The organism is Succinispira mobilis DSM 6222 (assembly GCF_000384135.1).
In the GTDB taxonomy this organism is placed as follows: domain Bacteria; phylum Bacillota; class Negativicutes; order Acidaminococcales; family Succinispiraceae; genus Succinispira; species Succinispira mobilis.
The window spans coordinates 1,401,729-1,425,199 of sequence record NZ_KB913028.1; the positions used below are offsets into that span (position 1 = coordinate 1,401,729).

Annotated in this window: 19 protein-coding genes, 1 pseudogene and 1 riboswitch; of the genes and pseudogenes, 5 read left to right on the plus strand and 15 right to left on the minus strand. The window is 32.9% G+C overall.

From position 1 onward, the window contains the following. Positions 1 to 29: 29 nt before the first annotated feature. The 6 genes from ahbB to SUCMO_RS0106650 form a co-directional block, all read right to left on the minus strand. Positions 30 to 500 (minus strand): siroheme decarboxylase subunit beta, encoded by a 471-nt coding sequence (ahbB, locus tag SUCMO_RS0106625; protein WP_156819262.1) that lies wholly within the window; start codon positions 498 to 500, stop codon positions 30 to 32. Beyond that, positions 497 to 952 (minus strand): siroheme decarboxylase subunit alpha, encoded by a 456-nt coding sequence (gene ahbA, locus SUCMO_RS0106630; protein ID WP_019879829.1) that lies wholly within the window; start codon positions 950 to 952, stop codon positions 497 to 499. The genes ahbB and ahbA overlap by 4 nt, the downstream gene beginning before the upstream one ends. Positions 953 to 957: 5 nt before the next feature. Next, positions 958 to 1,944 (minus strand): radical SAM/SPASM domain-containing protein, encoded by a 987-nt coding sequence (locus SUCMO_RS0106635; RefSeq protein WP_028953930.1) that lies wholly within the window; start codon positions 1,942 to 1,944, stop codon positions 958 to 960. A 12-nt stretch (positions 1,945 to 1,956) separates the two neighbouring features. Beyond that, on the minus strand, positions 1,957 to 3,141 hold the full coding sequence (locus tag SUCMO_RS0106640) for a radical SAM protein (RefSeq protein WP_019879833.1): 1,185 nt from the start codon (positions 3,139 to 3,141) through the stop codon (positions 1,957 to 1,959). Positions 3,142 to 3,217: 76 nt separating this feature from the next. Continuing rightward, a complete protein-coding gene (locus SUCMO_RS0106645) occupies positions 3,218 to 3,415 on the minus strand; it encodes a YwbE family protein (RefSeq protein WP_028953932.1) in 198 nt (65 codons plus the stop codon). 151 nt (positions 3,416 to 3,566) lie between these two features. Beyond that, positions 3,567 to 4,916: an APC family permease gene (locus SUCMO_RS0106650; protein WP_019879835.1), complete on the minus strand. Its 1,350-nt coding sequence runs from the start codon at positions 4,914 to 4,916 to the stop codon at positions 3,567 to 3,569. Between the two features lie 198 nt (positions 4,917 to 5,114). On the opposite strand from SUCMO_RS0106650, the gene SUCMO_RS0106655 reads away from it, so the two are divergent. Further along, positions 5,115 to 6,500 (plus strand): deoxyribodipyrimidine photo-lyase, encoded by a 1,386-nt coding sequence (locus SUCMO_RS0106655; RefSeq protein ID WP_019879836.1) that lies wholly within the window; start codon positions 5,115 to 5,117, stop codon positions 6,498 to 6,500. A gap of 151 nt (positions 6,501 to 6,651) precedes the next feature. On the opposite strand, the gene SUCMO_RS0106660 is transcribed toward SUCMO_RS0106655, so the two are convergent. The 6 genes from SUCMO_RS0106660 to fsa all read right to left on the minus strand — a co-directional run bounded on the left by SUCMO_RS0106660 (position 6,652) and on the right by fsa (position 15,722). Beyond that, positions 6,652 to 7,788, minus strand: coding sequence for a type III PLP-dependent enzyme (locus SUCMO_RS0106660; protein ID WP_019879837.1), 1,137 nt, complete (start codon positions 7,786 to 7,788; stop codon positions 6,652 to 6,654). A 151-nt stretch (positions 7,789 to 7,939) separates the two neighbouring features. Further along, positions 7,940 to 9,709, minus strand: coding sequence for a GGDEF domain-containing protein (locus SUCMO_RS0106665; protein WP_019879838.1), 1,770 nt, complete (start codon positions 9,707 to 9,709; stop codon positions 7,940 to 7,942). A gap of 132 nt (positions 9,710 to 9,841) precedes the next feature. Next, on the minus strand, positions 9,842 to 12,766 hold the full coding sequence (locus SUCMO_RS10990; protein WP_169336620.1) for an EAL domain-containing protein: 2,925 nt from the start codon (positions 12,764 to 12,766) through the stop codon (positions 9,842 to 9,844). A 157-nt stretch (positions 12,767 to 12,923) separates the two neighbouring features. After that, entirely contained in the window at positions 12,924 to 13,745 is an 822-nt protein-coding gene (locus tag SUCMO_RS10995) for a nicotinate-nucleotide--dimethylbenzimidazole phosphoribosyltransferase (RefSeq protein WP_245539364.1), read from the minus strand. A gap of 5 nt (positions 13,746 to 13,750) precedes the next feature. Further along, positions 13,751 to 14,779, minus strand: a complete 1,029-nt coding sequence (cobT, locus tag SUCMO_RS0106680) for a nicotinate-nucleotide--dimethylbenzimidazole phosphoribosyltransferase (protein ID WP_019879842.1) — start codon at positions 14,777 to 14,779, stop codon at positions 13,751 to 13,753. Positions 14,780 to 14,863: 84 nt separating this feature from the next. After that, positions 14,864 to 15,044, minus strand: a riboswitch (cobalamin riboswitch). Between the two features lie 33 nt (positions 15,045 to 15,077). Next, entirely contained in the window at positions 15,078 to 15,722 is a 645-nt protein-coding gene (gene fsa, locus SUCMO_RS0106685; protein ID WP_019879843.1) for a fructose-6-phosphate aldolase, read from the minus strand. Between the two features lie 223 nt (positions 15,723 to 15,945). On the opposite strand from fsa, the gene SUCMO_RS0106690 reads away from it, so the two are divergent. Next, positions 15,946 to 16,806 (plus strand): response regulator, encoded by an 861-nt coding sequence (locus SUCMO_RS0106690; RefSeq protein ID WP_019879844.1) that lies wholly within the window; start codon positions 15,946 to 15,948, stop codon positions 16,804 to 16,806. Further along, positions 16,797 to 17,258: a chemotaxis protein CheX gene (locus SUCMO_RS0106695; RefSeq protein ID WP_019879846.1), complete on the plus strand. Its 462-nt coding sequence runs from the start codon at positions 16,797 to 16,799 to the stop codon at positions 17,256 to 17,258. Before SUCMO_RS0106690 ends, SUCMO_RS0106695 begins: the two co-directional genes overlap by 10 nt. Before the next feature lie 71 nt (positions 17,259 to 17,329). Here the strand turns inward: SUCMO_RS0106695 and SUCMO_RS10490 are convergent, their stop codons facing one another. Beyond that, the gene (locus tag SUCMO_RS10490; protein WP_019879848.1) at positions 17,330 to 18,898 is read right to left on the minus strand and encodes a Na/Pi cotransporter family protein; all 1,569 of its coding nucleotides are present in this window, start codon (positions 18,896 to 18,898) and stop codon (positions 17,330 to 17,332) included. 195 nt (positions 18,899 to 19,093) lie between these two features. Here SUCMO_RS10490 and SUCMO_RS0106705 point away from each other — a divergent pair, with 195 nt between their 5' ends. Together SUCMO_RS0106705 and SUCMO_RS11760 are read left to right on the plus strand one after the other, a co-directional pair. Beyond that, the gene (locus SUCMO_RS0106705; protein ID WP_019879849.1) at positions 19,094 to 20,440 is read left to right on the plus strand and encodes a sensor domain-containing diguanylate cyclase; all 1,347 of its coding nucleotides are present in this window, start codon (positions 19,094 to 19,096) and stop codon (positions 20,438 to 20,440) included. A 707-nt stretch (positions 20,441 to 21,147) separates the two neighbouring features. Next, positions 21,148 to 21,471: pseudogene (locus tag SUCMO_RS11760) on the plus strand (methyl-accepting chemotaxis protein); the annotation flags it as partial. Positions 21,472 to 21,561: 90 nt separating this feature from the next. Here SUCMO_RS11760 and SUCMO_RS11000 read toward each other — a convergent pair. Next, the gene (locus SUCMO_RS11000) at positions 21,562 to 22,596 is read right to left on the minus strand and encodes a hypothetical protein (protein WP_156819263.1); all 1,035 of its coding nucleotides are present in this window, start codon (positions 22,594 to 22,596) and stop codon (positions 21,562 to 21,564) included. Between the two features lie 21 nt (positions 22,597 to 22,617). After that, a complete protein-coding gene (locus SUCMO_RS0106720; RefSeq protein WP_019879852.1) occupies positions 22,618 to 23,358 on the minus strand; it encodes a hypothetical protein in 741 nt (246 codons plus the stop codon). Positions 23,359 to 23,471: the final 113 nt, after the last annotated feature.

The following is a 23,471-nucleotide window of genomic DNA, read 5'->3' on the forward strand; positions in this document are numbered from 1 at the left end:
AAGTCTGACTATAATTAAGGCGGATATTTTTAAAAATAAACCATACTAGTTTTTTTAAGCTCTTCTTCGCTGAAAAGCAATTGGTATTCTTCGATAGTATTTTGTGTGACAAATTTTTTCACAAAACACTCTAAATCTTCCATTTGGCGACTATGAAGCATTGCATATAAGTTATAGGGCCAATTTTCATAATTTTTGCGTTCATAACAATGACTAACTAATTTTTCTTTGGCTAAAAGCTCACCCAGAATTTTAATTCTTTCTGGTTTAACTTGCATTACAAACATTGCATTCGCTTTATACCCAGAATTTTGATGTCTTAAAATTGCACCTACACGTTTTAAGTAGCCTTCGGCTTGCATTCGCTTTAACCTTTTTACTAATTCATCCTCAGTAATTATTAATTTTTCCGCTATGGTTTTATAGGGATTTATTGTTAAAGGTATATCTCCCTGTAATTCAGTTATCAATAATTCATCTATCTTATCCAAGTTTTTCACCTGCTTTCCATATCAAAAAACACTCGCAACTTGAAAATTTGTTGGCTTGGAAATTCCAATACATGTTCTAAAAAAAACTTTTCTCTTAATGTATCTAAAAATTTATATTTTATACTTTCTTGATTAACTGATAAGGAAAACCACATATTTAAAAAACTATTTCGCTTATAATTATGCGTTACACCTTTATTAGCATTAACAAATAATGCTACTTCTGGAAAAATATTTTCCGGAACATGCATCCCTATTAAGGTACTCTTATAGCCTAAAGCTTGTGTGTTAAAGCTACCGCCAATTCTGCGAATATAACCTTTTTCTTGCAGTTTTTTTAGACGCTTTATTATTTCTTGCTTGCTAATCCCCAGTTGTTTCGCAACAATTTTATAAGGATCCTTTTCTAAAGGTAAGCCTAACTGTAAAATATTTACTAATTTTTCATCAATGCTATCCATCTGCCTTACCTCCTATAACACCAAGGTTCCTCAGCTAAATAATTTCCACTGTAATAAAAAGCTCTTGCTCGACACCCTCCGCAAATTGCAATTTCTGAACATTTACCACAACTACCTTCATAATTGTCATAAGAACGTAATTTTTGCAAAATCTCACTATCTCGCCAAATATTGTCAAATTTGGTTTCGCGAATATTACCAACTTTAATTGGCAGATACGGACAGATATGAACTTCCCCCTGTGGCAAAATTGAGCAATAAGCAATACCAGCTAAGCACCCTCTAGTAAAGCGTTGCTCTATCTTTAGCTCTTTAGCCATTGGCATAAATTGAGGCGCACAAGTTGGTTTTAATTCTATTTTAGTTTCTTTTTGTTTTTCTAATATTTTTTTTATCATAGAAAAATATGCTTGTGATTTAAGTGCTTCTTCAGGAATAGATTTCGCTCGACCTGTAGGCACTAAAAAAAAGGGATGAATCGCATTTACTCCTAATTTTTCATAATGATCAACCATTTTTTCAAACTGTTCTTGATTGTTTTCTGTCAAAGTTAAATTTATTTGCACTCGCAAGCCAGCCTCTAAAGAATTGTCGATTCCCAACTGTGTTGCCTGATAAGCACCAACTTTACCACGAAATTTATCATGATAATTCTTATCTAAACTATCTACACTAATGGCGATACCTGCTAAACCAGATGACAATAATTCTTTACAAACATTTTTCGTTAATAAAGTTCCATTTGTTCCCATTGCTGGAATCAAGCCTTTAGTTTTAGCATAACTAATGAGTTGATAAATATCTGCCCGCAAAAGTGGTTCACCACCACTAAAAATCAACAACCTAAATCCAGCTTGTTTTATCGAATCTATCAACAGCATTCCCTCTTGTGTCGATAACTCTTTAGATATATCTTCATTTGCACTAGATTCACGATAACAATGTTGGCAATATAAGTTGCATTTTTTAGTTACATTCCATGATATCAGCATATTTCACTTCCTTTACTCTGTTATTTCTTTATCCGTAAAATAACAGGCTGGATCTGCTGCCCAAAAATCACCCGTACTCAAAGCACGGGCTCTGAAATTACCGTTACACTGTTCTAACCATTTGCAAAATTTACATCTACCACCCAAATATTCTTTTCTATTACGCAATTTTTCCAAAAACTCATTGTTTTCGCCTTGCCAAATACTGGAAAATCTGCTTAATTGCGTGTTTCCTAAAACTCTATTTCGAGTAAATTGATCAATATAAACATTGCCTTGCCAATCAATGGCACCTATTGCACTGCCAGAACGATTGCCTCCATTTACTGAAAGTAGGCGTAAAATTTCTTTAGCTTTATTTATGTCTTTATTTTTCATGTATTGGTATAGATAAATTCCATCACAATGATTATCCACCGTTAAAATTTCTGTATCCAAACCCTTTTTTTCAAATTCAAAGGTTTTTTCAATTATATAATCCAAAGTTCTTCTTTTTTCTTCAAAATTTAAATCTGCCGTCACCAGCTGTTCGCCACGACCCGAATATACCAAATGATAAAAACAAACTCTAGATATTCGCTCAGACTCAATTAAATCAAAAATAGCTGGTAAATCTTTAATCGTATTTTTGCTTAAAGATAATCTAAGTCCTGTTTTTTGGCCTACGCGTTGACAATTTTTTATGCCTTGCATAGTTCTTCTAAATGCCCCATCAACACCGCGAAATTCATCATTAATTGTTTCTAATCCATCAAGGCTTATTCCTACATAACTTACTGACAAAGATTTTATTTTTTCAGCAGCTACTGAATCAATTAAAGTGCCATTTGTTGAAATTACCGTTCTCAGCCCAATTTTTTTTGCATATGCTAACAATTCCCAAATATCTTTACGCATAAGTGGTTCCCCGCCAGATATTAATAGCGCTGGCACCTTGTAATCTACTAAACTGTCAAACATTCTTTTAGCTGTTAAAGTAGACATTTCCTCTGGAGTTTCTGTTAATATAGCCCCTGCATAACAATGCTGACACTTTAAATTGCAAGTTTTGGTGCAATTCCAAACAACCACTGGCCCCATGCTATTAGTAGCACCTTGACTACTGTTTTGCGCCTCTTTACTATATCTCAACCGATCACCAAAATGTGCTTTTCCCAACAATAATTTTGAAAAACTAATTATGGAAATCACCTCCAAAATAATTAAACTCCAGTAATAAGTTTTACAATAACCTTATTACCTTTTCGCACCTATGGCTAAATTATTTGAATTCTCAACTCTGTAAACAGAATTGAACACGTCCGACTTTACCATCTGCTAGCATAACTTTTATTCCGTGTGGATGGCTGGAGCTGTTTGTCAAAATCTTCGCCACAGTTCCTCGCGTCAATTTGCCACTACGTTGGTCAGCTTTCAATACTACATCAACCAATTGTCCAATTTTTATTGAATTCCTATTTTTACCATTCATAATAACACGCAAATCCTTCCTCTACTATAATATCATTTAGATTCTATCACATCTAAAAACAATATACTATAAATAATAAAAACTCTGCTATGACAATAAAAATAAACCAAAAGCTCTACAAGTAAAGTTTGTATTGCTCCTGGTTTATTTTTTATCGTTTTGAATTTATGATTAGTCCAAAAGACATAATAATTGCAAATACTATCAAATAAAAAATCACTGCTTTTCCATGAGCAAAACAAGCTGCAATTATCATAAAGACACAAGCACAAATCGCTAGAGCTGGCATTATAATCCTTTTGAAAAAATTAAAAGTTTTTTCCTTAATCATCATCATTATAAATATCGGGATATACATTGCATATAAAGTTACTATCGGCAATTCTGAACTATCAAAACTAAAAGCTCCAAACCATGGTTTTGCTACCAAATTCGCACCAAAAAAATATAACAACCAAATACTACTTAATACCAGTCCAATTATCGCTGAGTTTGTTGGCATATTTGTATGTTTATCAATATGCTTAAACACCTCAGGATCAGGCCCCATATCACGGGCTACCAAAGAATATAGTCCTCTAGTACAAGCCATCATCAAGCCATTTAAGGTGCCTAAACAAGAAATTACTACAAACACAAAAAGAATTGTTCCTCCAATTTCGCTGAACACTTTTGAAAAAGCTAGTTTCGCTCCAGCTTCTCCGCCCTTCATAATAACGCTGTTTTCCACTGCACCTGCCAACCCTGTATAATATAAAATATAAGTCATAGCTACAAACAAACTTCCAAAGGTAAGTGCTAAAGGCAAGTCTCGTTTGGCATCTTTCATTTCAGCATTTATGCTTGTTGCAATAATCCAGCCTTCATAAGCAAATGCTGTAGCTACCACCGCTGTGAATAATGGGTTTTCACTAGCCACATCTGCTATAACTCCAGTTGTAAAATTATTTATCAGTGTCCCATTTTTTAATCCAACAATAGTGCCAATAACCGCCATTAGTGCTAACGGAATTAACTTAATTATTGTTGTCGATACTTGAAATTTGCCTGCAAATCTAGGTGACAAAGCATTAATTGCATAACTAGCAATCAGAAAGAAGCAAGAAATAGCCATCGCTTCTCCTCCCACTATACTCCATCCAAATAGCACACAAGTATAGCGTGCTGAAACCCATGCCAAAACAGATGTTAATGAGGGATAATAAATCATAACCATAAACCAACCAATAAAGTAGGCATAATTCTTGCCTAAGGTTACCTCGGCATAATCAATAACTCCATTAACTTTCTCATACTTGGTCGCCATTGTAGCAAAAACATAGGCACAAACAATCATAATCAAGCCGCCTATTGCCCAAGCTAAAATTCCTAGAGGTAAGTCGCCCCCTGTAGCCGTCAAAACTTTTTCGGCTTTAAAAAAAACTCCACTGCCAATTACAATACCAACAACCATTGCAATAGCTGTATAAAATCCATACTTTTTTTCTAAATTATTTTCCATTTAGCTATCCTCTCTTCTACTTTTTAAAGCCCAATATAATACTATCAGCAAGTATAAAATACATCTTATATTATACTCGCCAATATAGAAATATTCTATATTTTTTTATTTTTTCCTGCTGTAAACAGTAATTTTTTTAACAGTAAAAACTATTTTTATGTTACACTAACAAAAAACATACTTTTTAAGGAGGATAACATGTCTACTAGTATCCATTTAGAACGGCTCTGTAATTTAAATAAGCAGCCCCAAAGAAAATCTGGATATGTACTTTATTGGATGCAAAGTGCACAAAGAATTAATTATAATCATGCCTTGATTTATGCTATAGAGATTGCAAATAAATATAACGCTGATTTAGTCGTTTATTTTACAATTACTGATAATTTTCCTGAGGCAAATGCCCGCCACTACTATTTCATGTTAGAAGGTTTACAAGAACTAGTACCTATGTTTGAAAATTTAAACATTCGTTTCGTCATCGAAAAAATCGACCCAATAGTTGGTGTTACTAAAATTTCACAAAATGCTAGTTTAGTTATTACTGATTGTGGTTATTTGAAAATTGAACGTTTTTGGCGCAAACAACTTGCAGAAAAGCTTCCTTGTTTATTTACGCAAGTAGAAACAAACGTTATCATTCCAGTCCAAGAAGTTTCCACTAAAGAAGAATACAGTGCTGCAACTATTCGACGTAAAATCCATAAACATTTAGGGAAATTTCTTGTCCCTGCATTCCTGCCTAAATATTTAGGTAAATACGTAGATTTGTCCAATAAATTTCAACCTTTACAATTAAAGCAAATAAACACTGTTATTAAGTCCTTAAACATTGACCACACTGTACCTAAATCTAAATATTTTTACGGTGGATTCTCCAAAGCTAATATTTTATTAAATTTTTTTATTGAAAATAAATTAGCAAATTATTCTGTTCTACGTAATGAACCCAGCCAAAATTGTACTTCAAACTTGAGTCCCTACTTACATTTTGGGCAAATATCTCCCCTAGAAATTAGCCTTAAAGTTAATGAGGCAATGGAAATAAATCCACAATTAAGTGAATCTAGTGCTGTCTTTTTAGAGGAAATGATTGTTCGTAGAGAATTGGCTATAAACTTCACATATTATAATTCTGAATACGATAATTATACTGGATTACCTAGTTGGGCGAAGCAAAGCCTTAATGATCATCAAACTGATACTAGAGAATACATTTATACTCTTGAACAACTAGAAAAAAGTCAAACACATGATGAGTACTGGAATGCTGCTCAAAAGCAACTTTTAACAACTGGAAAAATGCAAGGCTATATGCGTATGTATTGGGGCAAGAAAATTTTAGAATGGTCGCCAACACCCCAACTAGCATACAAAAACACGCTATATCTTAACAATAAATATAGCCTAGATGGTCGCGATGCTAATGCTTTTGCTGGCGTTGCCTGGTGTTTTGGGAAACATGATCGCCCCTGGGGAAAAAGAAAAATATTTGGTAATATCCGTTATATGAATAAACAAGGACTGGAAAGAAAATTCAAAATGCAAGCTTATCTCGAAGCTGTTGCAAATTTACGCCAATAATTTAAAAATTTCCTATAATTAATTATAGTAGTAAACAACAGTTCTTTGACAAATATTAATTTATTCACGTTATTTTTGTAGAATAAGTCTAAAAAAGCTAAAACCATAAAGCGTAGAATTGCTTTATGGTTTTAGCTTTTTTAAACTTATTCTATTTTGTTTCTTCCCAGATAACTCTTGGTGTTTTTGCAAAACCATTAAATACCGTTGATGAAGCTGATGTATAAGCTCCACAATCAGGTACTATTAGTAATTCGTCTAACTCTAAAGGTATTGTTAAGTAATCTCTATACAATACATCCAAAGAATCACAACTCGGACCAGCAAATGTTGCTCTTATTTTTTCGCCCTCACGAAAACTTTGTATTTGAAATGTCCAGTGATCAAATAAAACACCAGAGAATGTTCCATATAAGCCATCATCCAGAAAATACCATACTTGGTTTTCTCTTTCGTTAATTCCAATTACTCTGGTCAATAAATTAACAGCTGTTCCACAAATAAATCTTCCTGGCTCTGACCATATTTCAATTTCGGCAAAGTTTTTCAGCAAATAGGTGTTTATTTCTGTTAGCATCTCCGTTAAATCAAGTTCTAACAAGTGTGGTTCAGGGATAGGGAATCCACCGCCTATATCTAATATGCGTAAATCAAACCCCTCTAACTTGGCTTTATAGAATAGTTCTTTCATTATGTTCAATGCTTTAATATAAGGCACCGCCGACGTTGTCTGACTACCCACGTGAAAACACAAACCGGCAACATCTAAACCAGCTTCTTTAGCCGCTTTCAACATTGGCAAAACATCTTCTTGGCTAGCACCAAATTTTTTATTTAAATCAACATGTGCACCCGAATTATCAATTCGTACTCTCAACAAAACACTCGCACCAGGTGAAGCTTTTGCCATCTTACCAATCTCACTATAGCTGTCGAAAGTAAATTTCCGAACGCCAACTTCATTGCACACTTGAAAACCTTGTTTGTTCTTTATTGGGTTAGCATATATCATCCGCTCACCACTAATTCCTAATTCCACTAGCTCAGCTATTTCACCAGCTGAAGCAACATCAAAACAAGATCCCAATTCTGCCATCTTTTTCACTATTTCCCTATCTGGATTAGCCTTCATAGCATAGTAAATTTGGACATTTGGTAACCATTTTTTTAAAAAACAATAATTCTTCTCTACCTGCTCTAATGATAGTACTAGCAATGGTGTTTGGTACCGTTCTGCTAGTTGCTCAGCCTGTTCTTGCGTGAGCCGAAAAAAACTTTGTCTTTTCATATCCACTCTCCCTTTTTTGTCTTATTTAAAAATTTAGCGACTAGACGATTGTACCATAAATAGTAAAAAGTGCAATACGTCCCCAGATAAAAAAAATAAAAAAAGCGGAAATATTTAGCTAAATAGCAGAAAACATTTCCGTTTTTGGATTTTATTCTGATATGAAATTGCTTCCATTGAGTAATTTGCATTTTTTCTTCAATTTGCTTGCTTTTTCTGCTAGTTTATATATACAATCAAAGTTTTTGATTGCTAAACATACTACCGATAAAGAAAGCAACGGAAAACATTCTTCGATACCTCTTCTATTTTTACAAATTAAATAACCCTGTTCCCAATCATCATTATTATAATAATCCTTCAATTCCCTTTCAAAATTATATATTATCTTATCAACAAGATTTTTTATAGGGTTTCTATTAGTAATCACAACAAAATCATCCCCGCCTATATGTCCTACAAAATCATTTAAGGAAAATATGTCTTTTAATATTTTAGTTAAGAGTTTTATTATTTTATCACCATTTTCAAAACCATATACATCGTTATAAGCTTTAAAATTATCTATATCAAAATATAAAATATTTAAGTCCTCGGGATTTTTAATGCTCTGCTCTAACTGTAATTCAATCAATCTATTACCAGGTAATTCTGATAAAGGATTTAAGTTTTTGGCATTAATAACCTCTATCTCAATTGCCTTTTCTAATAAATCTTTCACAGTTACAACCCCATAATACCTAGCATCTTTCGTGACAACAATTAGATCATACAATTGTTCAGCCGATCTAGCCATAGCTTTTTTGGAAACAATATCAATTGTCATCTTATAATCTACACTCAAAAAATTAGCATTAGCTATTTCTCTTACTGGCTTTTTTCCATAGAGCGAATAGCCATATTGTCCACTTAAAAATTTATACATTTCATTTTTAGTTACTATCCCTAGAAGTTGCTCTTCTTCAACTACACAATATCCTGGTGCAGCTGTATCTTTTTTAAAAATAGCATCAACTTGTTCAACTTTTAAGTTTGCATTTACAGTTGGTAACTTTTTGCAAATTTTATAAATATATAACTCATATATCGTGCTGCCAATAAATCTGTTTTTATTTTTATTCGCTTGAAGAATTATTTCTTGAACCTGTTCAGAAATATTTTGAATTTTACTACTTGGTTTTTGAATAAAATAACCTTGTCCATAATGAACTCCCATTTCAATCAATTTTAATAATTCTGCTTCAGTCTCAATTCCTTCAGCTATCAAGTAAGTATTAGTTAACTGGCCAAATTCACACATACTCTTAACCATCGCCTGCTTAACAAAATCTTTGTCGATATTTCTAATTAAATTCATATCTAATTTTATAAAGTGTGGATATACGCCTGATATTAAATTTAAACCAGAAAATCCAGCACCTACATCATCTATGGCAATTTGATAGTTTTGGCTTTTATAGTTTTGTACAGTATTTATAAAATCTGGAACGTTACTAATTGCCTGTCTTTCAGTTATTTCAAAAATTATTTTATCAGGATTAATTTTAAATTTATTTAGATACTCTCTAGTAAACCCCTGCCGAAACTTTATATCATGCATAATGTGTGGGCTAACATTTAGAAATATTTTTTTATCTTCCTCAAGACATTTTGCTTTTTCTAAAGCTTTCCAGCGGCAAAGATACTCTAACTCCCAAATTCTACCGTATTTTTCTGAAAGGTTAAATAATATTTCCGGGTTTTCCATACTACTATTTTCTGGGCCACGACTCAAAGCCTCATAACCATACACTTCCGAACTTCTTAAAGAAATTATGGGTTGAAATACAGTTGTAATTTCAGCCTTATCAATAACTGAAGCAAACAAAATTTCTTCTAGATTAGCGCTCTGCATATTATTCAATAAATCTTCTCTTCTCAAAAAAATTCACCACCTATTTAAATTATACGCCAAAAAGAATTTTTTTAGTTTTATTTGTGTTAATTTTTGATTAATTTATATTAAACTAACAAAGAAGCTGAACTAAGTTTATCTTCTTAGTCAGCTTCTTTGCTAATTTAAATACTTGTTTTGAAAAAGTTTTTGAACTAAATCTCCTGCCACTGGTTTGCTAAATAGATAACCTTGTAAGTAATCACTCCCAGCTCGCTTAAGTTTACCTACTTCTTCAAAATCTTCCACTCCCTCAATAACTACTTTCAAATTTAACCCATGTGCTAGGGCTATTAAACTATCCATCACCTTAGTGTTGTCTAGATTTATAAACTTATCTTTCAGACTCTTATCTAATTTTATTTTATTTACAGGCATAAACGTAAGATAATTAAGTGAAGAAAAACCAGTTCCGAAATCATCTAAAGCAATACTCATACCTAATGCTTGAATTTTCTCCATAGTTGCTATAGTTTCTTCTCGGTTTTCTAGTAAAACATTCTCCGTAATTTCTATCTCCAATAAACTAGATTTTATATTGTTTTTTTCTAGTTCTTCTTGAATATAAGTCACTAATAGTGGATCTTCAAACTGTCTTGGTGATAAATTTATTGCTACCGGCTTTGGTTCATGGCCTAATGATTGCCAAATATTAAGTTGCCCCAAAACTTCCTGTATTACCCACCTACCAATAGGCACTATTAACCCAGTCTCTTCTGCTACTGGGATAAATTCTCCTGGATAAATATTAGTAGCTCGCATACGTAACAAAGCCTCGAAATAAGCAATTTCTCCTGTATCTGTTTTTATTACCGGCTGATATAAAACTTGAAAATCTTTTTGTTCCAAAGCAATCCTTAAGAATTTTTCAATTTTAATTTTTTCGCTGAAAATAGCATTCATACTTTCATTGAAAAACCCATATCTGTTTTTCCCAGCACGTTTAGCACTGTACATAGCAATATCTGCTTTTATAAGTAACTCATCAACACTATTGCCATCATATGGATAAAAAGCAATTCCCATGCTAATTGTAAGATGATTATTTATCCCCTCAACCATATTGTCATGTTTTACAGTTTCATTAATTTTAACAATAAGCTTCTCTACTTCTTTTAAATCTGTCTGCTCGTTTAATCTAATTAAAAATTCATCACCACCAAACCTATAAACTGCAGATTTTTCGCCTACAACTCTCGATAAAATATCTGCAACATTTTTTAAAACTTTATCTCCGTAAATATGTCCCAGCGTATCATTAATATTCTTAAAATTATCGATATCCAATAATAAAACTGCACCTTTTTTGCCTTTTTCTAAGTCTATAGCAAGTTTTTCAACAAATTTACGTTTATTATAAAGTTCGGTTAGTTGATCATGATCTGCCAAAAAGCGAATATATTCTTCTTGGCGTTTATAATCACTAATCTCAACTAATACACCCGTTAAAACTAAACGACACTCTAAAGCATCATTGAAACTTTTTCCGCGCATTAAATACCAATACTGTCTATTTAATTTATCTATAATACGAAATTGAACTTGCACTGCACTTTGAGTCTTATATTGATAGTTAGCTAAACTTTCTCTTACTAATTCTCTGTCCGCCTCATAAACTACCTCAGATATAAAGTTTATTAAAGCTATTTTATCTTCTTCCATCCCTGTTTTCTGCCTAAAATTTTCAGAAAAAATTATCGTTTTTTCTAAAATATTTAGCTCCCAAACTACACTATCTGTTACTTCTACAGCAAGTGTGTACTTTTCTTTTAAAGCTTTCATCTTTTCTGCGTAGTCTTGTATTTCCTCATATTGAGCTTGCAATTCTTCTTCACTAGCTGAAAGTTGCCCAACAACTGCCTCTAGCTCTTCATTTGCTGCATATAATTCATCCTGATTATCAAGCATTTTAGCAAAGTATTCTTGACTTTTATCTAGGTTTTTATTTATTGCCTGACGCAAAAGTAAAAACGGATCATTTTCAATTTTAGGCAGACGATAATCAATATCATCTTCTATAGATATAGCTTTAATGTCTGACTCCAGATCAACAATCGGTTTTATAATCTGTTTTTTTAAAGCCTTTCGCAAAGAAAAACTTAACAACCCTAAAATAAAAGTACCCCACAACAAAATTTTTAAATTATTTTTTTCTACTTCTGTTTTAACATTTTCCATCGAATAGCCTAGCTGCAAGGCACCCACAATTTGACCTTCAACTATCACAGGAAATAAAATATCATAAATTTCGGTTGCCGTTGTCGTATCAACAGTTTCTTGCGCTTGATAATCACCTATTTCTATGACCTTTTGTAAGTAACTATATCTTGGTAATTGTTTTCCTTGTAGTTCTTCATTACTATGCGCAACTATTCTATAGTTTAAATCTACAAAACCCACATATACTATATTTTTTTCTAAAGCTAAACTCTGCACTAGTTTTTGATAATTAAACTTTTCATTCATTTTACTTATTCTTGCTGCTGATATTCCAACTTGGACAAAGCTACCATCTTCAGCTCTAACCGCACCATATTTTAGTAACTTGCCATATTTAGAATCAGGTCTAATTTTTTCCATTAACTCTTTTTGACCTTGTACTATAGCTATTAGTGGATGATTTATTGTAGTTTGCCAACCAATATACCCAGGTATAGTAGCATATACAACCTCGCCTTTACTATTTAGCCAATATAATTCATCAACATCCAAATTCTTAGCCAATTGTAATAATCTTGTATTATTCAAATTTTCCGCGTCTTTTATTACGATATTAGCTGCAATTCTTATTTTTTCATTCAATTGTTCTTCTAAAACATCAATAGCAGCTTTGCGGTCAGTTATTCGACTGGAGAATTGTTGCGACAGGAATACTCCATTGGTTTGCATTTCACTAATGATACTATCTTTGATATTGTTAGCAGAAATGTATGAAATTAAGGCAATCGCTAAAAATACTGCGATCAAAGGAATTAGCGATATTCTTTCTACCAAAGATATATTTTTAATCTTTTCAAAATAGTAGTTCATTTTTGTTAATTTCATATCTTTATATTCCTTTTCCAAAATTAAGTTTACATTAATATTCATTATATCTTACTATCTTTTAAAAGGTAAAGCCCTAACTTATCAAACAAAATAAATCCTTGTTAGCTAAATATTTTTTAGCTAACAAGGATTCGTCTTAATTTTAACTTGTTTTTTACATATCTTTTATATTTTTATTCTGCTTTATCGCCCCAGGTCCATCATTGGCCACAGCAACATCTGCTTCTCCAAAGGTTTTCATATCATTTAGCATATGTAAAGCTGCATCTACTAGCGATATTCCTAAAGCTGCTCCGAGCCCACAATCTCCTTGTAAGTCTAAATGCAAATACGCAGGAATGTCTAATAGTTCTAGGGCTTCACGTTGCTTTGGAGATATGGAATAATGTGAGGCAAGCAAATAATCTTTAACTTTGGGATTTATTTTTGTAGCAATCAAAGCTGCTAAGCTCGTACTCAATCCATCCAAAACAACTAAGCAACGTTTTTGTGCTGCTGCTATAATCAAGCTACTTAAAAATACAATCCCCTTATCTATTTTGTTGAAAGGCATTTGTTCTATTTCATTTTGGCAATAATAGTCAAATATCAACTGACAATCTTTTTCAGCATCAATTCCATTTTGTCCTAAGCCAATTATTTGCTTTTCTTCACGGATATAATCGCTACATATTTTCAAACTTTCTTTGAAATATGTTCCTGTTGATAGTTCTCTCAATCTTGGTATTGATATACTGACTATTGGAGCCTGAACACGTTTTGCAAATATTGCTAAAGGTAAATCTACCTCTTGCTCCTCTTTCTTAAGCACCAAAATCTTTCTTGGAATAATTTTAGGGCTAGGATTTTCAGTAATGCCAGCTAATTTTTTAGCAATTATTTCAAAATAATGCAGACTATTTAAGGGCTTTGTTAAATTGTCGATTCTAACTTGACATTTTTTCATAGCAACAAAATCTAAGGCAGGTATTTGCATCTCAATCACTTTAAATATTCCTCCTTACTATTTTCTAAAACTTCTGTTATTCCTGTTAACATTTCCATTACAATCGATGCGCCAATAGCTTCACCTAATCTTACTTTCATATCTAAACATGGCTGCAAGCCAAGTGTATTCAACGCTATAATATGTGCTGGCTCACCTGACAAATGTGAGGCAAACATATAGTCTTTAGCATTTTTATGCATAGCTTGAGCAATTAAGGCTGAAGCAGTTGTATTTAACCCATCAATAATAACTGGACAGCTATTTGCCGCAGCCGCTAGTATCACACCTACAAGCGCCCCGATCTCAAAACCACCTACTTTAGCTAAAACATCAATACCATCTTTAATATCTGGCCTATTTATTTCCAGTCCTTTACGCACAACATCTAATTTTACTTGCATTCTACTGTCAGAAATGCCTGTCCCTCGACCTGTAATTTCTTCGGGTGACATACCTGTAAAAGCTCCCACAATTGCAGCACTTGAGGTTGTATTGCCTATACCCATCTCCCCTAAACTAAAGCAGTTATACCCATCTTTTACTTTAGAATTTACAATCTCAATCCCTACTTCAATCGCTTTTATTGCTTCTAATTTACTCATCGCTGGTCCTTCAGTAAAATCCTGCGTTCCATAAGCAATTTTACGTTGCCACAGCCCAGGTACATTCTCCATATCTCCTGCAATTCCAACATCTGCGACTACCATATCCGCTTGACAATAGTTTGCAAAAGCATTAGCACTTCCACCTTTAGCTATCAAATAATTAGCCGTCATATGCATTGTCGTTTCAATTGGATAAGCGCTAATTCCTTGCTTAGCTACCCCATGATCTGCCGAAGTTATAACCATACAATGTTTTATTGTTGTACAAAACTTATTTCCTTTGATAGCAATATATTTTCGTGCCATCTGAGCAAGTCTACCAAATTTTTTTTGCTCTAGTATAACACTACTAATATTTTCACAATTTGAAGATGGCACACTTTTAATGTTTTTTAGAGTTTTCGTCAATAAATTCATCTTTACCTCACTGTTTATCATATTCTTTATTAAAAAACAAAGAGACTTTTGAAAGTTTCCCTTCAAAAGTCTCTTTTCCACAAAAACTTTTAACAACTCAAGGCAGGTCTCCTGGCTCCCGATTCATCAATTTTACACCTTCCCCCTTAAGAGTGGCATTCGTAAAATCTCCTCGATACAGTGGTGGGCCCGCGTTTACACATTTTTCAATGCTCCTACTTCCCTATTCTTCACATTATGTGACACCTTGGTTGAAATATTCAATTGGAAATTATTATAGCATAACTCTTTGCTATGGTCAACTCTTGCTATTTTGATAATCTTGCAAAAATTTTTCTATTCCTTTATCGGTTAATTCATGCTTAATCATATCTCTGACTAGGCTAGGAGGAATTGTAGCAATATCAACTCCAGTTTGAGCCAATAAATTTATATGTTGCAAGTTTCTTACACTAGCAGCGATAACTTTTGTTTTAATTTTGTATAGTTTAAAGGTTTGTATTATTTCTTTTACTGCCTGAACCCCATCTTCACCAATATCATCTAATCGCCCCACAAAAGGACTCACATAAGTTGCGCCAGCTTTTGCAGCAAGCAATGCTTGAGCTAAATTAAAAATTAATGTTACATTTGTTTTTATACCTTTGCAAGCTAATACATTGACCGCTTTTAGTCCTTCTGCCGTAGCTGGAATTTTTATAATAATATTGGATGCTAACTTATTCAATTGTTCAGCTTCTTTAATCATCCCCAAATAATCAGTTGCTATTACTTCTGCACTTATTGGTCCAGAAACTAATCCCGCAATCTTTTTTATTACTTCAGATAACTGTTCGCCACTCTTTGCCACTAAGCTAGGATTAGTGGTAACTCCACCAACAACTCCCCAAGCTACAAACTCTTCTATTTCTTTTATTATTGCCGTATCTAAAAAAATTTCCATTCCACCGCCTCCTAATAATCAAACCTATTTTTTTAAATTATTCTACATATTTTTACAAAATCCTCTTTTAAGTTCTCTATCGTAAAATTATTGATTTTACACAATTATTTTGCTATAGTTATTTTATAGAGTATTGTAGTTATTTAATCCTAAGAATTTCTTGTTTTTCATGGCTTTTTACTCCTCAGGACAGTACAGAATAATATTTGGAGGTATTTATAAGATGGGTGTAATAAAAATTATGATGGTTGATGATTCGCCCTTTTCACGCACAATTCTTGCTGATACTTTACGTGAGTTTAATTGTGAAATTGTTGGTGAAGCTGACTCAATTGAATCCTTGATCGAAACCTATAAAAATTGTAAACCCGATATCGTTACGATGGATATTGCTATGCCAGGAGCAGATGGTTTCGAATGCAGCAAAGCCCTTTTAGCACATGATCCTAGTGCACGCATCGTTTTAATTAGTTCCATGAAAGACGAAGAAACCGAATCAGAAGCTCGTCGCACTGGTATTATGGGCTATATTCAAAAACCTGCTGATGCAGAAACTGCAGCTAGAATTTTCAAAAATGTCCTTTCACCTGATGTTTTATATCAAAACTTAGAAGCTTGGAGTCTTGAAACTTGTAAAGAAGCTCTTTCACAAAGTATTACACGTATGACCAAAACTACAGCTTCCTATTTAGATAAAGAAATTTGCAAACCTAGTTTTTCTAAAGGAATTGCTGTAGTTATTGGTATAATTGGCCGCTATCCTGGGACATTTATTCTTGATATCGCCCAAGATACCGCTGAAAAAATGGCCACCAATATGTTGCGCCGCGAACCTAAAAATCGCGAAGAAATTATTGCCATGGCCGCGGAATTTGCCAATGTCGTGGGCGGAATCGCCTGTTCAATGATCAATAAAAAGGATAAAAATTTAAGTCTACGAGTAGCTCCTCCAAGTGTTTTTTATGGTGCAACTACCGAAATAGTTAGTCCTAATATTTGTGTGCGTATGATTTCTGCTCAAACTGATTTTGGCGATATCGACATAAGTATTGGATTTAAGAAAGGAAATGTGCTATGGATGTAAATGCAATCAATCCTATTTTAACAGCTTTTACGACTATTTTACCGCAAATCGGTTTCCAACAAATAGAAAAAATTTCTACAAACTTAGAAGGATCCACCCTCGATAATAGCGGAATAATGATTAATATCGGTGTAATGGGTCCTCTTAAGGGAGCTATCTTGATAGGTATGGATTTGGATTCTGCCAAACAATTTGCGTCTAAAATGATGATGGGAATGCCCGTAACTGAGCTAGATTCTCTAGCCCAAAGTGCTATATCTGAAATGGCGAATATGGTTTGCGCTAATTCTTGTACAATATTCGCAACCTCTGGAATAACAGGTTTGGATATCTCGCCACCAACCCTACTTTTAGGTCCTGGGGGGCAGGTTAGACTTTCAGTTCCCAAAATTCTCTCTGTAACTTTTTCAGCCGATGGCATTAAAGTTAATGTCTACGTCGGATTATTTTAATTCTAATTCCAATAAGTTAAAATAAAAGATTGATACCGCTAGATTAAATTCTATGGTATCAATCTTTTTTATTAGTCTATCGGTCGAGAATTGTTTAAATGCTTTATTATTCTTGCAAGATGGTAGCCCAAACTATCTAGCCATAATAAACCTAATATCGTTTCATTGCCTTTTTCTGGCAACAGATTGCCTTGTGCAATATCTAATAGCACTTTTTCCCGACCAATTTTACGTTCGTTATATAATGATTTTGTTAATTCTTCAATTACGGCTGGTGCCTCAATAACCTTTTTACTCTCTAACCATCCCAGCGCAATTTTTATCTCTTCACTTAATATATATCTCGGTTCTTTTAACATTTCAGAACAACAGACAATTTCTGCCTTATATTCTTCTTGTAATAACTCAATTATCTGCTCTAAGTGATCAGTACTATGAACAATAGCTAAATAGCGCTGAAAATCTTCCGAGTTAACAGGCATTGTCGGTATTTTTTTAAAAAATTTACGAATATCTTCTAAGGCCAACTTAGCCATTTCTAAGTTTAACTCGCCCTTGTTTTGCGAATTTATTTCTTTTGGAAAAGCATTTAAAACAAAAATAGTTATTTCTACAACCGAACGGTATGAAGCTTCCATTGCAACTGCTGGAAACTGCGCAACTGTTTCATCTAAATATTTTGTTAATACGTTGTTTTTTTCTGGAATTAATTTTTCAGTAAAAGTAGCTAGAGTTTCAATAAATGGTAAAAAGATAATAATTCCAAATAGTTTTACTGCCGTATGAAAAATAGCTAAAACAATAACTGGTTCTTCTATTGCCGCGATTAATGTTAGTTTATTCATAAGTATTGTCAATACCGGAATTAACAAGAATACAATTATTCCAGTAACTATATTAAAAAAAACATGGACAAAAGCTGTTTTTTTCGCAGCAATTGTACTGCCAATACAGGCAATAGCTGCCGTAACTGTAGTTCCAATATTTTGCCCAATCACCAGCGCCATTGCTTGTGATAAATTAATTGTTCCTGCGCTTAAAGCAATTAAGGTAGTAGCTACTGCTGCACTGGATGACTGTACTATAACGGTCATTATTATGCCTATTATAGCCAAAAAGAAATGTTGAACAATCGTGTCTCCTGCAAAAGCACTTAAATCAATATGTTGCCCGAGTTCCTTCATTCCTAGTTGCAATGTGTCTATTCCAATAAATAGTAACCCAAACCCAGTCATAATCATCCCCATAGACGCGTATCTATCTTTAGACAGCATTTTCAGCATTACACCTATTCCTACTAGTGGAAAAGCCAACATACTAATTTTAATTTTCAAACCAATAGTCGCAACAATCCAACTTGTACTAGTTGTACCTAAATTCGAACCCAAGATTACCCCTATTGCTTGACGAAAACTTAACAATCCTGCACTTACAAAACCAATTGTAGTTACTGTCGTGGCACTAGATGATTGAACTATTGCCGTAATAACCGCCCCTAAGGAAATTGCCGAAAAAATTTTATTTGTTAATTTTCCTAGAATAGTTTTAATTTTGTCACCAGCTACTATCTTTAGTCCATCTGTTATTAATGTCATTCCTAGTAAAAAAAGCCCAATTCCACCAATTACCGTAGCTAACACAAATTCCTCTCCTTTCGCTAGATATTTATTGACAGTATATCATAGTTTTTAATTTTTTCGAAAGTAATAAATTTGTAATATTGCCAAAAAATAGTTTTTTTATTTATTACTACTTTTTAAATTTTATATATTGATATATAATTAGTCTATATCAATAATATTGGCCCCAAATTCTATAGTATAGGAGGGTCTAACTTGAAAACTAACAATAAATTAATAAAAAAATTACTTAATACTCGTAATAATAAAAAAATATTATTGACAAGCAAGTATTATTATTCTGCATTTATTAATGCTAGTGATAGATTAGATGCTCTCTATATTTTTGATGCACATAGTCATAAAATTCTTGAGGCTAATGAAGTCTTTTGGGAAATGTTGCAATATAGTCCTGCTGATTTACAAAGCTTGTATATAGAAAATATTATTGTTGCTGATTCTGCTGAAATTAATCTAAATATCAATAATGTTTTGCAACACAGAGTCGTAGATTTAGGGTTGCGCCAATACAAACGCAAAGATTCTTCTATGCTCTTTGTCGAAAGTAAAATAAAATTATTTAAGAGTAAAAAAAGATATTATATAATTGTCGCCATCCGCGATATCACTGATTGGCAACATATTCAAAACCGTTTAAAACTCGCACTGCAAGTTTTTAATACTGCTATTGATGGAATTGTCGTAACAGATGCTCAAGGCGTAATTCAACTGGCAAATCCTGCTTATTTAGAAAATACTGGCTATTCTCTTGAAGAGTTGTTGGGAATGACACCAAGAATCCTCAAATCAGGTAGACATGATGACAGTTTTTATGAAGATATGTGGTCTTCTTTGTTTGAAAATGGCAATTGGCAAGGAGAAATATGGAATAAACGTAAAAACGGTGAACTTTTTCCTTTGTGGTTAATGATTAACGCTATAAAAGATGATTGTGGACAAGTAATAATGTATTCCGCCGTAGCTCGCGATTTATCCGAAAGACTAAAATACGAAGAAAAAATTAAGTATCAAGCTTATTATGATGGGTTAACAGATTTACCAAATCGTCGATTTTTCTATCAAAAGGCACATGACTATATAAATTTAGCTAAACGCTATAACTATATGATGTCCATTATGTTCATAGATTTAGATGGATTTAAAAGTGTTAATGATAATCTCGGTCATAATATTGGTGATTTACTGCTAATTGAAGTTGGCAATAGACTAAAAAAATGCGTCCGAGAAAGTGATACTGTTGCTAGAATGGGAGGTGACGAATTCACCCTTATTTTAGCCAAAATAAATACTATACACGATGCGGAAATCGTTGCTAAAAAAATTCAAAATTCAATCGGCCAACAATTTATTATTAATGATCATAGTATACATATATCTTGCAGCATTGGTATTAGCATTTTCCCCAATCACTCTGACAATGAAGAGATTTTAATTAAAAAAGCTGATAACGCTATGTATCAAGCTAAAACTCAAGGAAAAAACGCATATAAATTCTATACTGAAGATGTTCAGACTGAAAAAATTTATAAACCACTTTCTTAATCTTCTTACCCCAAAACCCCCAACCGGCAATTCTTAATATAAATGGCAGGCTGGGGTTTTAATTTATATTTTCCAAAGCATCATCATACGGTTTCGTTGACTATTATCTTTTAAAATAATACAATATAATAAGACATTATTCTAAGCGCGTATTCAAATATTAATAAAATCTTTGTTAAGGAGTGTTACTTATGAATTATACTGCAATTGAATTATTAGATATGTTTGCAATTCTAGCGCCACACATTAAATCAATTTTAGCCGAAGACATCGGCATTTCTGTAATCAAAAATAATATTTATACCAACTATATACCCGCTAATGCTCTAGATTTAAAAAATAAACCAGGTGATCCAGTTAAAGGAGCAGTAAGCAAAAATTGTCTAGAATCAGGCAAGCGAATAATAAAAATAGTCTCTAGGGCTGACTCTACTTATGGCGTCGCTTATATCGCCTGTGCCTTTCCTTTCAAAGAAGGAAACAAAACTGTTGGTTGTGTAACTACCACTCAAACTATTGATGTTTACGATAAAGTCACTACTATTGCTAATGAACTTGCCATATCTTCTAAAACTTTCAACTCCTCAATGCAAGAAGTCGCCCAAAACACAAAAAGTTTTTTCTCTATAATTTCTAAATTAGACAAACTTGGCCTGGAATTAGACCTAGCTGTGAAAAAGAGCGATGAAATTGTAACTTTTATTCGCAATGTTTCTTCGCAAACCAATCTTTTAGGATTAAATGCAGCCATCGAAGCGGCAAGAGCTGGTGAGCAGGGTCGCGGTTTTGCAGTTGTAGCGGAAGAAGTTCGTAAATTAGCCTTAGATAGTGCTGAATCTGCTAAAATTATCACTAGTTCTTTACAACAAATGGATAAATTAATCAAAGAAGTTTCATTAAATCTTGGTACAATTAACTCTTCTTTAGAGAATGATTACAAAAACATTGAAAATTTATCTTTAAAAAGTCAAACACTAGCTAAAATTTCCGAAGAACTTTCTCAGCTTTCACAAAATATGTATAATGATTAATTAAATACTCTCTCGAGTTTTTTGTGCAAACAGCCCGCTACAATAACTGTAGCGGGCTGTTTGTTACTTATACACCAAAAATATTTTTTTCTATTGGAAACTTATTCCTTTTCGTATTTGTAAATCATCCGCAATAATTGCCATGCCAACAATTACACGTTCTTTCCCTAATCGTTCTTGAACTGAAGGATTTTCTGGATATTTACCCTCTACAAATTTCAACTCAACTAGACCATATTTAGAACCACCACCAGCTACTTGCACCACCAAATCATGCCAGCCATTAGTTTTATTTTCACTAACAATAATCGGATTATGCATCAAAGAAAATCTATTAACTAGTTTATAACCATTTAAATCTTCTGTAAAAATTAAAGCGCTACTTCCACCACTGCCGCTGAAATATGGTCCTACTATATATACAAAAATTTCAGGAATGTTATCATTATTTAGATCAACTAAATTGTAATAATAGTAGTTTTTATGTTCTAAATTTTCACTAATTCCATAGGCTACTCTAATAGCCTGCTCTAAATTTTCGTTACTTTTTGTTTCTGACAACTTATAAGAAATATTGCTTCCTAGATAAACGCCATTAATACTCTCTGGCAAAAATTTTGCGCCATTAAGCACTTGTTGCTTTGTCTCAGGCATTTTTTCTATATATACACTTAAAACTTTTTTGTTGGTAGGATAATAAAACACAGTTATTTTTTGCTCATTATCAGCAAAACTTGCATAGCCCTCCACTAAATCTTCTGCGATTGGTTTACCAAAAGCCTCAACAAAACTCTCTAATCGCCTTCCAACCCTAGCACCTTTAAAATTCACACTACTGTTTGCAATTGACACCGCTCGTACAGAAAATTGCTCATTATCTGCGAAATATATCCTTATTTTATCTTTACAAAAACTCTCTGCTGTAGCCTCAGCAGGATAATAATTATGTCCATATTTTAAAAATACTTTTTCTTTAGTTTCGCCAATTAATTTAGTATAAGCAGTAAAATTTTTTTCTATTTTTCGTTCTTGAAGATTACAATTGCAATCATGTGCTTCAACTACTCCAATTGTATTAACTGCAAACAATAAAAGCATTATACAAAACACCATTACTTTTTTCAAAATTCGCGACCTACTTTCTTGTTATTTTTTTAAAAATTCGGCCATTCTATCCCCTATTCGCTCTAATATTCTATTTGTCATAGGTAAAATTCCTTTATATTCACTGTCTCGAACGTCTAGAACCATAAATATATTTTCATTTGTCTTCGCATCCTTTAAAACTGATTTAACACCAGTATTAGCTACATTTTTATAATACGCAGGAACTATTTTTAACCTTTCTACAGGCATGCGCACCGTAGTTTTTTCTTCCACTTTATACCCCTTCTTTTTAGTTATAACTACAGTATCAACATACTCGGTCTCCGTATAACGGCGTTCTGGTACAAAAATTTTATCGATTCTAAACACTACTAAGTCAAATTCTAGCACTTGATCAACAAACTCCAAAGTATACGTGTCCAATAAACTTTGATATTTTTTAGGATCAGATTTAGCCAAAGCTTGCATATCTTGATCGACAATATTGCCAATACTTTTGAGCAAATCATCTTGCAACACAAATCTAATTCTCTCACCTTGCAATTTTTTATGATTTTTAAGTTCTTGGCAAAATTCATTTATACGCATTTCATCAAATGTATCTATTTTCATAGCGGTAACATTGATAGGCTTAATTAAAACTCTATGAACTTTATTTATATCATAATTTTTATTTACCCACTCATCTTTTTTCTCTTCGGCAAAAGCCACCTGCGTAGTCACGATCTGAAAAACCAACATCAGTAAAATTCCTAAAATAATTTTTTTTTGTCTTTTCATAAAAATCCTCCCGTTTGTTTTCAAAAAGCTCTCTAAATTTAACTCAATTTATCATAAACAACTTAGAACAACTTTTTAACGTGTCTTTTATCTTATCAAAAAAATTTTTTTCC